Raw genomic sequence first — 11,859 nt, forward strand, 5'->3', positions numbered from 1 at the left:
AGATTGCTTCAACCTACTGCCGACCACCACGCCCCACAATCATTGTGCAGACGCTGAATGCGCCGTCATCACTCAACCCGCAGCGGTGTCCATGCGCACCGCGCCGCGGCGGTTCTGGCCGAATGCGACGACGCAGTTTCGCCCTGCACCTTTGGCGCTGTAGAGCGCTTCGTCAGCGGATTTCAAGACTTGCTCCGGCGTGCGTTGTTCCAGACGTTCGGCGACGCCGATGCTCACGGTCACCGACACACTCGACGCGCCGGAACCGGCACGACGCTGACGACCTTGCTGATCATCCTGCGGACGGTTTTCCTGATTGCGCAGTTGAATGCTGTAGGACGCAATCGATTCGCGGATCACTTCGAGGTGCGGCATGCACTCCTCAAGGGTTTTGCCTGCGAACACCAAGGCGAATTCCTCACCGCCATAGCGATACGCCCTACCGCCACCGCTGATTTTCGACAGCTTGCTGGCGACCAGACGCAACACTTGGTCGCCGACATCGTGGCCGTGGGTGTCGTTGAATTTCTTGAAGTGGTCGACGTCGCTCATCGCCAGCACATAGTTGCGCCCGAGGCGCTGCATGCGTTCGTTGAGCGCGCGGCGCCCCGGCAAACCCGTCAACTCGTCGCGGAAGGCCATTTGATAAGCCTCGTGCGCAACGGCAGCGGCGATCATCAACATCACCTGGCTGCACATGATGTTCAGGGTGAACGGCAGGATGAAAGTTTTCGGCAGCATCCAGAACACGCCGAGCAAACCGACCAATTGCGCCGCGTGCAACGGACGCGGGTTGCGCCAGTATTGCCAGGCCAGCAGCAGGAATGCCGAGATGAACACTGGATAGGAGAGCTGGATCAGGCTCATCCATGCGCCATGCAGTGCAGGCCAGCGAATCTCGGAAAGCCAGATCAAAAGCGCCTGGGGATAACTTTGCTCAAGCCCCAATGCGACGCTGCCGAAGGCGAGTAAAACGGCGAAGCGCGCGACCATGTCCTGAAACAGGTGCGTGCGCTCCTGCCACGCCGCGAACAGACCGAACAACAACGGCAGCAGCAAGCAGACCAGATGAAACACGACGGCAGCGTCGTCGCGCACCTTGCCGTTGTCGCGGTAATAGTCGGTCTGGGTGTCGAGCAGAAAGTAGGCGATGTACACCGTGAGCATCAGAAACAGTTCGCGCTGGCGGCGGTAAACCGCGCAATAAGCCCCGCCCAGCAACAGCACCAACGTCGGCAACACGTTGAACAGCGAAGTGAAGAATACGTTGAGGTCTTTGACGTACGCAGCCGCCAACCCCGCAAGTAACAACAGCAGTGAGGGTAGGAAATGACTGAAACGTACAGCGGAAGAACGCGGCAAGGGTAAAGCTCCGACCGTCTGGCAAAGTAATGGCATTGTGCCTGCAATGCATGCAGTTAAGCACACACAATGTGATCCAGATCACATGCAGTCTCTTTAACGGCAGAAGGCCCAGGATTCTGAGCGATTTGCTCAGTTTTTTACCTTGCTCGACGGGCTGGCCATCATTACTGATGGCCAGCCCAGAAAATCGCCCTCAAAGATCGTTGTAGAACGGCAGCAACGGGCCTTCCGCCGGGCTGCGACCCTCGGCACCGTATGGCTTGATATTGAGCGATGCATCCGCTGCCTGGCGAGTCGTGACCTTCGGACTGGCCGGGCGTTGAGTCACAGCATTTTCATCACCGACATGGCCCTGCGGAATGACCAGCGATGGATGATCGAAGGGCGCCCGCTCCCAGGCCACGCGCGGATCGGTCAGGCCGACTTCCATGAATTTCACCAGTGCATCGATCTCATCCGGGGTCAGGTTGAGGTTGGTCATGTCCGGATCGAGGTTCGAGGTGTTGTGCTGATTGGCCGACGGGTGTTCGAAACCGCTGGTGTTGTTGGCGTCCTCACCGCGACGGTCACCACCACGGTTGTAGAACTCCATCACTTGCTTGAGCGTCGAGCGGCTGCCGTTGTGAAAGTACGGCCCGGTCAGCGCGATGTTGCGCAGGGTCGGGGTTTTGAAGGCGCCGTCGACCGTATCGCGGAAGTTGACGTTGGGTTTGAGCGTGGCGTCGCAGGGGATCGCGGCGCTGAGCGGTGCTTCGAAGGTGCAGACATCGACGTCCAGCGGATCGGCAATGCTGCCGCCCTGCAGCAACTTGTTGTACTGACGGCTGAACGACCATGGATTGCCCCACGCATCTGACCCGCCAAGCGCCAGGTCTTCGGAGGTCGGGCGCACGCCGGTGTTGTAGAAGCCGTTGTCGTAGAGCGTAGTGAGATTGTCGGCCATGACCATGCGCTCGATGCGTTCACGCGGGTGCATCAGCAAACGGCTGGCAGCGTTGGTCAGCTCCGGGCCGCCGTGGCAGTTGACGCATTTGCCCTTGTTGAGGAACAGGTTCATGCCTTCGACTTGCTGCGCGTTCATTGCGGTTGAATCGCCCTGCAGGTAGGCATCGATCGGCGCTTGATCGGAGATCAGCGTGGATTCGTACAGCTGAATCGCCAGTCCGAAGAACAGCGGGAAATTAGCTTCCATCTGCGTGTACGGCGCGCCGCCCACCAACACGTTTTGCGTAGCGTTCCACAGGCGTGGCTGGAAGGCGTTCTTGATCAGTTCGCGATAGGTCGGACGCCGCGCGCCGGAAACTGAAGCGAGTACTGAATCGTTGGAGGAAATCCGTTGTTGCTTGAGCATTAACTGATCGAGCATGCGCCGGCCGATGTCGGCAAAGGTGCGACCGCCACAGGACATTTCCACCCCGCTACCGGGCGGGCCCACCGCTTGCGATGCGGCGGAGGCGTCATTGAGCGCCAGTCGGACTTTGCTTGCCACGGTGCTGCGCTCGGCGGTCACGTAAATCACGGCATCGGGATCGCGATTGCCGAACGGTGAGAAACCGTTGAACACGTTATTCGCCCGACCATCCCAGAAGTTACGCACGTTGAACGCCGCGTTGATCACCGACGGCGCGTTACGTCCGGTGCTGCGGCGCACATTGATGCCGCCAACTTGAAAGATGCCATCGGGCTGCTGAGTGCATTTGTCGAAACGTGGCTGATTGGGTTTGACGAAGTTGGCGTCGAATACACCTTGGGAGCCGACCACATCGTCAGTCGAATAAACGATCGGCGAGTTGCGATCCAGTGGATTACTTAGCACGTGAGTCGGAAAGTCGGTTTTCTTCAGCGTGTAGTTCGGCCCGCCCTTGCCGCCGGACAAGGTCGCGTAGGACGCTACGTCACCGGGGATGTCGGAGGCCACAAAGGGCTTGTTGAAAATCGAGGCGACGTTGGCGTTGGTATGCGCCTGGCCGGGGTTGAGCTGGTTGGTGATGCGGTGATCGACGCCGGCGTGGTAGTGGCAGGACGCGCACGCGGTGGCGCCATCGCTGCCGACCTCCATGTCCCAGAACAGCGCTTTACCGAGCAGAATCGCGGCGGAGCGGTTGAGCACGTAGTCGGTCATCAAGTCGACCTTGCGCCCGCCTTCTGTCCCCGACGGATCGGGCGGCAGCATGCCGCGCAGCGATTGCAGGCGCGGCACTTCCGGTACCGGCGGATCCACTTCGGCGGGCGTTGCGGCCATTGCGCCGGAGGCTGCGAGTGCGAGGGGTAGCCAGACAAGTCGACTGATGTTCATGTGCTTCACCCTGACGGTTGTTGTCATGAAGTCGCCGGGCGAGAGGTGTCGTGGAACAGCAGAGGATTTCTCGTGAGCGCCGGTCAATCAGCGCAGTGCAATTAATTGGCCATCCTCCCGAGAAACATTTTGAATCAATAAACGCTGGTGCCGCGCGATTTCAGCTCACCGTTTCTGCTGGGGAAACATCCCCAGAGTTGGGGACAAATCCAGCGCAAAAAAAAACCGCTGCACCCGAAGGTACAGCGGTTTTTCAGGAGACTGCGTTAAGGCTTAGTAGCCCAGCGCGAAGTCTTCTTCTTTCATGTCCATCAGGTTGTTGGCGCCCGACAGCATGGTGGCCACGTGGGTACGGGTACGCGGCAGGATGCGCTGGAAGTAGAAGCGCGCGGTTTGCAGCTTGGCGGTGTAGAACGCTGCGTCGCCAGTGCCTTCTGCCAGCTTGGCGGCTGCCCGACGCGCCATGTCGGCCCAGAAGTAAGCCAGGCAGGCATAACCGGAGTACATCAGGTAGTCCACGGAGGCCGCGCCGACTTCTTCGCGATCTTTCATGGCGGCCATACCGACCTTCATGGTCAGCTCGCCCCATTCCTTGTTGATTGCCGCCAGCGGTGCAACGAATTCTGCAACGGCTTCGTTGCCTTCGTTGGTCTGGCAGAACTTGTGGACGATCTTGGTGAAGCCTTTCAAAGCCTCGCCTTGAGTCATCAGCACTTTACGGCCGAGCAGGTCGAGAGCCTGGATACCGGTGGTGCCTTCGTACAGCATCGAAATGCGGCTGTCGCGAACGTTCTGCTCCATGCCCCACTCGGCGATGAAGCCGTGGCCGCCGTAGATCTGTACGCCGTGGTTAGCGGATTCGAAACCGACTTCGGTCATGAACGCTTTGGCGATCGGAGTCATGAAGGCCAGCAGTGCGTCGGCTTTCTTCTTCTCTTCTTCATCGACGCCGTATTTGACGATGTCGACCTGTTTGGCGGTGAAGTACACCATCGCACGGTTGCCTTCGGCGAACGCCTTCATGGTCAACAGCATGCGGCGTACGTCTGGGTGAACGATGATCGGGTCGGCAGCTTTTTCCGGCGCCTTCGGGCCAGTCAGGGAGCGCATTTGCAGACGATCGCGAGCGTATTTCAGGCCGCCCTGGAAACCGATTTCGGCGTGGGCCAGACCTTGCAGCGCGGTACCCAGACGTGCGGTGTTCATAAAGGTGAACATGCAGTTCAGGCCTTTGTTCGCCGGGCCGATCAGGAAACCGGTGGCGCCGTCGAAGTTCATCACGCAAGTGGCGTTGCCGTGGATGCCCATCTTGTGTTCCAGCGAACCGCAGGTCACTGCGTTGCGCTCACCGACGGTGCCATCGGCATTCGGCATGAACTTGGGAACGATGAACAGCGAGATGCCTTTGGTGCCAGCCGGTGCGTCCGGCAGGCGGGCCAGCACGATGTGGACGATGTTATCGGCCATGTCGTGTTCACCGGCCGAGATGAAGATCTTGGTGCCGGAGACTTTGTAGGAACCGTCGGCCTGAGGTTCGGCCTTGGTGCGCAGCATGCCCAGGTCGGTGCCGCAGTGCGGTTCGGTCAGGCACATGGTGCCGGTCCATTCGCCGGAGACCAGTTTAGTCAGATAGGCTTCTTGCTGCTCTGGTGTGCCGTGCTCGGAGATGGTGTTCATCGCGCCGTGCGACAGGCCTGGGTACATGCCCCACGACCAGTTGGCTTCGCCAACCATTTCGCTCACGGCCAGACCCAGCGACTCCGGCAGGCCTTGGCCGCCGTGCTCAACGTCGTGAGCAAGGCTTGGCCAGCCGCCTTCAACGAATTGCTTGTAAGCCTCTTTGAAGCCAGTCGGGGTTTTCACGCCGGACTCGCTCCAGGTGCAACCTTCGAGGTCGCCCACGCGGTTCAGCGGTGCCAGTACCTGCTCACAAAACTTGGCGCCTTCTTCGAGAATGGCGTCAACCATGTCCGGAGTCGCGTCTGCGCAAGCCGGAAGGCTCTGATAGTGCGCTTCGTAGCCGAGCAGCTCGTCACGAACGAAGCGAATATCACGCAAGGGGGCCTTGTAGTCAGGCATAGCGATAAACCTCTGCTGATGTAACCGGGAATGAACGACCGTGTTGATTTGTTGTGACGGTCAAACAGTTGTTTGAAACATACGTTTACGCAGAAATCTTGTCAAGCGTCGATCTTTTGCCGTTCGTCATCGCAGCTTTCAAACGCCGGACACAGCAAACCGCCATGGACTCGAACGAGCCACGGGCGCTGAAAAAAGATTAGTTGAGGGAGAAGGACTTACAACGAAAAACGCCGCGACAAGGCGCGGCGTTCAGAAGGCAGGTGAAGAGGTATTCAGGCGAACGTATCGATGATCGTACCGAGCACTTCGTCGGATGCCTTGACGACCCTCGCGCCCAGATCCACCTGGAATTTGCCCTGCGCCATCTGCACCATGTCGCTGCCCGGATCCATTTGCTGGCTGCGATCGACGCCACGCAGACGATCAACCTGAGCTTCCGAGGACTGGCTGGTGACCGAACGTTCGATGGTGGTGTTGGCGATCTGGCTGGCAGCCTGATCCACACGGTTCTGCCCGCTCTGAATCGAGCTCAGCCCCGCGTAAAAAGCTGTGTTACCGGAGATTTCCATAACGGTTCTCATCCCTGGGAAGGATCAATAGCCGTCATTGAAGCAGACGCGCCAGAAAAACACCCGTCAAAAACACTAATGGCACAGTGCCTGCTCATAGTGAAAAACTTAGTCGAGCAAATCCAGTTGCAGATGATCGGCCACCGCCTCTGCGCTCAACGCCTTGAGTTTCGGCACCCGGCCCAAACACGGCGCCGGGATCCGCTCAGCCAATGTCGCCAGATTCTCCTCCAGCCGCGACGTCTTCGGATCGATGATGTTCGCCACCCACCCCGCCAGTTGCAGACCATCCCGAGCAATCGCCTCAGCTGTCAGCAGCGCATGACTGATGCAGCCCAGGCGCACGCCGACCACCAGAATCACCGGCAGCTTCAGCGCAATGGCGAGATCCGACAAATTATCCTGATCGGCCAACGGCACGCGCCAGCCACCTGCACCTTCGATCAGAGTGAAATCAGCATTCATCGCCAGAATCTCGCGCATCGGCGCCAGCAGCGATTGCACGGTCAACGCCACACCCGCTTCACGCGCCGCCAGGTGCGGCGCGATGGCCGGCTCGAACGCCACCGGATTGACCTGTTGATAACTCAGCGGCATGGAACACTCGGCCAACAGCGCCAACGCGTCCGAGTTGCGCAAACCCTTGGGCGTGACTTCGCAGCCAGAAGCCACTGGTTTGCCCGCCGCAGTGCTCAGCCCGGCCGAGCGCGCCGCGTGCAGCAACCCGGCGGCCACCGTGGTCTTGCCGACATCGGTATCGGTTCCGGTGATGAAATAGGCTGCGCTCATACGGGTTTCTCCAACACGGCGTAGACCACCTGATAAGTCGCCGGCAATCCCGACGCCTCACGGAACTGCTCATAAGCGTCGACCAGCCCAAGAATCCGCGCGCGCCCGGTCAAACCGCCCGGTCGCCCCGGATTCAGATTGTGTGCACCCAACGCCTTCAATTCATGGGTCAGGCTACGCACATCCGGGTAATGCAGCACATGCGCCTGATTCTGCAGACTCAGCGTGCGCAAGCCACTCGCTGCAGACAATTGTTCATAACGGGCAAACTCGCGGAAGCGGTTGACGTGCACCATCCCGTCGACCTGCCGCCAACTGTCGCGCAACTCAAACAACGTCCCTACACAAAGACTAGCAAACGCAAAAATTCCGCCCGGTTTCAGCACGCGAAAGGCTTCGCTGAGCACCGCCTCGAAATCCGCACACCACTGCACCGCGAGGCTGGAGAAGATCAGATCACAGGTCGAATCCTGCAACGGCAACCGCTCCGCATCGCCGGCGATGAAATGCTCGGCGCCGCCCAATGGCCGCGCGTGATCAAGCATGCCCTCGGCGATGTCCAGCGCCAGCCCGTGGCCCTCGGCAAACCGCGAAGCCAGCGCGCGGGTGAAATAACCGGTGCCGCAACCGAGATCCAGCCAGCGCGCCGGGACGAAATCCGTTGGCAAACGCTGAATCAACTGTGTACCGACATCACGTTGCAACTCGGCGACACTGTCGTAACTGGCCGCCGCGCGAGAAAAAGAGGCTGCGACCTGACGCTTGTCAGGCAAGCCGCCAGGCAGCACAAGAGACAAATCAGTCATCACCGCACTCATGTAAAAAAGCCTGGATCGCGCCCGCCAGTCCGTGGGGGTCTTCCAGAAGAAACGCATGACTGGCCTGTTCGATCAGACCAATTTCGATATCCGGCAACAAAGTGAACAACTCCCCCGCTGCTTCCGCCGGCACCAGCGCGTCCTGCCCGCCGAACAGATGCAACTGCGGCCCACGAAACGCCTGCAGCGCATCGCGGGTGTCGATCTGTGCGAGCAATTCCAGCCCGGCCATCAATGCTGACGACGCGGTATTCGGCGCACCGCCGAGCAGCAATCGCGACAAGCCGCGCGGGTCTTGCGCGCCCTGAGCACACAGCAAAGAGAACCGTTTGAGGGTCGTGCGCGGGTCGGCCTGGCAACCGGCGAGAAACGCGTCGAAGGTCTCGCCCGCCATCGCACTCGGCCACTGCTCATGGGCAACAAAACAAGGATTGCTCGCCAGCGTCAGCAACCCGCAGCAATGCTCGCCACGCCGCGCCGCCAACTCGGATGCGAGCATGCCACCCAGCGACCAGCCGCCGAGCCATACATCTTGAGGAATGCTTTCATCGAGCTCGTCGAGCCAGTCTTGCAGGTCACTGGAATCCAGTTCCGGCAGCGGCTCGATGTCGACTTTCAGGTGTTCATCGAGGCCTTGCAACGCCGCGGCCAGAGGCTCCATCGGCGACACACCGAGGCCCCAGCCGGGCAGCAGAATCAGGCGATCACGCATGGCTTGGCTCCAGCGAGAGTTGGGCAAAGCAATCGGCCAGTCCTTCTAACAATAGCTGCACCTGCGCCTCGCTGTGCGCAGCGGTCAGGGTCACGCGCAAACGCGCACTGCCGGCGGGCACGGTGGGCGGACGAATCGCAGTAACCATCAGCCCGCGCTCGCGCAACATCTGCGACAAGCGCATCGCACGCCCGGCGTCGCCAATCATAATCGGCTGAATCGGCGTAAAGCTGTCCATCAACTCCAGGCCGATCTGCTCTGCGCCTTGGCGGAACTGGCGGATCAGCGTTTGCAGATGCTCGCGGCGCCAATGTTCAGTGCGCAGCAACTCCAGACTTTTCAGCGTTGCGCACGCCAGCGCCGGTGGCTGGCTGGTGGTGTAGATGTATGGGCGGGCGAACTGGATCAGGCTTTCAATCAGTTCTTCACTGCCGGCGACGAAAGCGCCAGCCGTGCCGAAGGCTTTGCCGAGGGTGCCGACCAACACCGGCACATCCTCCTGGCTCAAACCGAAGTGCTCGACGATGCCGCCGCCATTCGCGCCGAGCGGGCCGAAACCGTGCGCATCATCGACCATCAGCCACGCGCCTTTGGCCTTGGTTTCGCGGGCGAGAGCCGGCAAATCGGCCAGATCGCCGTCCATGCTGAACACACCGTCGGTGACCACCAGCGTATTGCCGGTGGCTTTCTCCAGACGCTTGGCCAGGCTTTCGGCGTCATTGTGCAGATAGCGATTGAAACGCGCGCCGGACAACAACCCGGCGTCCAGCAATGAAGCATGATTGAGGCGGTCTTCCAGCACCGTATCGCCCTGCCCGACCAGCGCGGTGACGGCGCCGAGGTTGGCCATGTAGCCGGTAGTGAACAGCAGCGCACGCGGGCGACCGGTGAGGTCGGCCAAGGCTTCTTCGAGGGCGTGGTGCGGGGTGCTGTGGCCGATCACCAAGTGCGAGGCACCGCCACCGACGCCCCAGCGTTCGGCACCCGCGCGCCACGCTTCGATGACTTGCGGGTGGTTGGCCAAGCCAAGGTAATCGTTGTTGCAGAAGGCCAGCAACGGTTGGCCATCGACCACCACTTCCGGCCCCTGCGGGGATTCGAGTAGCGGGCGCTGACGATAGAGATTTTCGGCACGACGGGCAGCAAGGCGTGCGGCGAGATCGAAAGACATGCAGGCCTCGACTTTCAAGTGACACAGATTCCCTGTGGGAGCGGGCTTGCTCGCGAATGCGGTCTGACATTCAACAGTGATGTTGACTGGACTGACGCTTTCGCGAGCAAGCCCGCTCCCACAAGGGGTTTTGCATTCCTTCAAGAGGTTTTAGACGGCAGCGTTGTAGAACTGCTCGCTGCTCTTCTGCTCCACCAGCGCCTGCTCGATCGCCGCTTGGTGAACCTCGTCGGCATGCTCTTCACGCGCTTCCGGCTGGATGCCCAGACGTGCAAACAATTGCATGTCCTTGTCCGCCTGCGGGTTGGCGGTGGTCAGCAGTTTGTCGCCGTAGAAAATCGAGTTGGCACCGGCGAAGAACGCGAGGGCTTGCATCTGCTCGTTCATCGCTTCGCGGCCAGCGGACAGGCGCACGTGGGATTGCGGCATGAGGATGCGCGCCACCGCGAGCATGCGGATGAAGTCGAAGGGGTCGATGTCTTCGGCGTTTTCCAGCGGCGTGCCGGCGACTTTCACCAGCATGTTGATCGGCACCGATTCCGGGTGTTCCGGCAGGTTGGCCAACTGGATCAGCAGATTGGCGCGATCGTCCAGCGATTCGCCCATGCCGAGAATGCCGCCCGAACAGATCTTCATCCCCGACTCACGCACGTAGGCCAGCGTTTGCAGGCGCTCGCTGTAAGTACGGGTGGTGATGATGCTGCCGTAGAACTCCGGCGACGTGTCGAGGTTGTGGTTGTAGTAATCGAGGCCGGCCTTGGCCAGCGCTTCGGTCTGATCCTGATCGAGACGGCCGAGGGTCATGCAGGTTTCCAGGCCCATGGCTTTCACGCCTTCAACCATTTTCAGCACGTACGGCATGTCTTTGGCGGACGGGTGCTTCCACGCCGCGCCCATGCAGAAACGCGTCGAGCCAATGGCTTTGGCGCGCGCCGCCTCTTCGAGGACTTTCTGCACTTCCATCAGCTTTTCTTTTTCAAGACCGGTGTTGTAGTGCCCGGACTGCGGGCAGTACTTGCAGTCTTCAGGGCAGGCGCCGGTCTTGATCGACAACAGGGTCGAGACCTGCACGCGGTTGGCGTTGAAATGCGCGCGGTGCACCGTTTGCGCCTGGAACAGCAAGTCGTTGAAGGGCTGTACGAAGAGTGCTCTGACTTCGGCCAGAGACCAGTCGTGACGCAGGGTGGCGGTGGTGCTCGCGCTCATGGGTAATTCCTTGGTTATGCTTGGCTCGCGACTGGGGAAACGGAATACCCACAGGCGCTACACGGATGTTCGGCATATTTAAGGAAGAGTCATGCGCTGTCAACCACGATACAAAGGCTCGGTTTACATCTGTTTAAAAAACGTACAGGCATGTTTGTTGTGCGATGAGGCCGCAGAAGCAGAAATGCCAATCTGCGTCGCTTGCGAAACTGAATTGCCGTGGCTCGGAGACCACTGCGTCACCTGTGCAGTGCCGCTGGCCGCGGCGGGCCTGACCTGCGGCGAGTGCCTGCTAGAGCCGCCGGCGTTCGAACAGGTCGTTGTGCCGTGGCTGTATGGCTTCCCGGTTGACAGTTTGATTACGCGGTTTAAACACAACGCGAAATGGCCGTTTGGCCACCTGCTCGCCGACGTTCTCGGGCAATACCTGCAACATCGCTTCGAAGAGGACTTGCCGAGGCCAGATGCATTGTTGCCGGTGCCGCTGGCGAAACAGCGCTTGCGTCAAGGGGCTTCAATCAAGCGGCGATGTTGGCGCGATGGTTGAGCGCGTCGCTGGATTTGCCCTGTGAGGAACGGATGCTGCACAGGCTGCAAAACACCAGCGCCCAGCAGGATCTCGACGCCAAAGCGCGCAAACGTAACTTGCGTGAAGCGTTCAGTCTGGATCCTGACGCCAATGTCCAAGGCCGACATCTGGCGTTGGTCGATGATGTGCTGACCACCGGCGCCACGGCCCAAGCGTTAGCCCGATTGCTAATGAATGCCGGTGCAGCAAGAGTCGATGTCTACTGCCTCGCCCGCACGCCAAAACCCGGAACCTGAAACCAACACATAACCCCTGTAGGAGC

The 11,859-nt window shown here is 60.2% G+C and carries 9 protein-coding genes and 1 pseudogene; 1 reads left to right on the forward strand and 9 read right to left on the reverse strand.

What is annotated here, in order from left to right:
* Positions 1 to 72 precede the first annotated feature (72 nt).
* From GVL50_RS25175 to bioB, 9 genes are all read right to left on the reverse strand, one after another.
* Positions 73 to 1,362, reverse strand: a complete 1,290-nt coding sequence (locus tag GVL50_RS25175; protein WP_159815435.1) for a GGDEF domain-containing protein — start codon at positions 1,360 to 1,362, stop codon at positions 73 to 75.
* Positions 1,363 to 1,558: 196 nt separating this feature from the next.
* Positions 1,559 to 3,661 (reverse strand): cytochrome-c peroxidase, encoded by a 2,103-nt coding sequence (locus tag GVL50_RS25180; protein ID WP_159815436.1) that lies wholly within the window; start codon positions 3,659 to 3,661, stop codon positions 1,559 to 1,561.
* 273 nt (positions 3,662 to 3,934) lie between these two features.
* A complete protein-coding gene (locus GVL50_RS25185) occupies positions 3,935 to 5,740 on the reverse strand; it encodes a phenylacyl-CoA dehydrogenase (RefSeq protein ID WP_159815437.1) in 1,806 nt (601 codons plus the stop codon).
* Between the two features lie 275 nt (positions 5,741 to 6,015).
* Positions 6,016 to 6,312, reverse strand: coding sequence for a pyrroloquinoline quinone biosynthesis protein PqqE (locus GVL50_RS25190; RefSeq protein WP_159815438.1), 297 nt, complete (start codon positions 6,310 to 6,312; stop codon positions 6,016 to 6,018).
* Between the two features lie 108 nt (positions 6,313 to 6,420).
* Entirely contained in the window at positions 6,421 to 7,101 is a 681-nt protein-coding gene (bioD, locus tag GVL50_RS25195; protein ID WP_159815439.1) for a dethiobiotin synthase, read from the reverse strand.
* A complete protein-coding gene (gene bioC / locus GVL50_RS25200) occupies positions 7,098 to 7,907 on the reverse strand; it encodes a malonyl-ACP O-methyltransferase BioC (protein ID WP_159815440.1) in 810 nt (269 codons plus the stop codon). The genes bioD and bioC overlap by 4 nt, the downstream gene beginning before the upstream one ends.
* A complete protein-coding gene (locus GVL50_RS25205) occupies positions 7,900 to 8,631 on the reverse strand; it encodes an alpha/beta fold hydrolase (RefSeq protein WP_159815441.1) in 732 nt (243 codons plus the stop codon). The genes bioC and GVL50_RS25205 overlap by 8 nt, the downstream gene beginning before the upstream one ends.
* The gene (gene bioF, locus GVL50_RS25210) at positions 8,624 to 9,802 is read right to left on the reverse strand and encodes an 8-amino-7-oxononanoate synthase (protein WP_159815442.1); all 1,179 of its coding nucleotides are present in this window, start codon (positions 9,800 to 9,802) and stop codon (positions 8,624 to 8,626) included. The genes GVL50_RS25205 and bioF overlap by 8 nt, the downstream gene beginning before the upstream one ends.
* 150 nt (positions 9,803 to 9,952) lie before the next feature.
* The gene (gene bioB, locus GVL50_RS25215) at positions 9,953 to 11,008 is read right to left on the reverse strand and encodes a biotin synthase BioB (RefSeq protein ID WP_008084274.1); all 1,056 of its coding nucleotides are present in this window, start codon (positions 11,006 to 11,008) and stop codon (positions 9,953 to 9,955) included.
* A gap of 91 nt (positions 11,009 to 11,099) precedes the next feature.
* Between bioB and GVL50_RS25220 the strand changes: the two are divergent.
* Positions 11,100 to 11,833: pseudogene (locus GVL50_RS25220) on the forward strand (ComF family protein).
* Positions 11,834 to 11,859: the final 26 nt, after the last annotated feature.

The organism is Pseudomonas sp. 18058 (assembly GCF_902706155.1).
GTDB lineage: Bacteria > Pseudomonadota > Gammaproteobacteria > Pseudomonadales > Pseudomonadaceae > Aquipseudomonas > Aquipseudomonas rustica.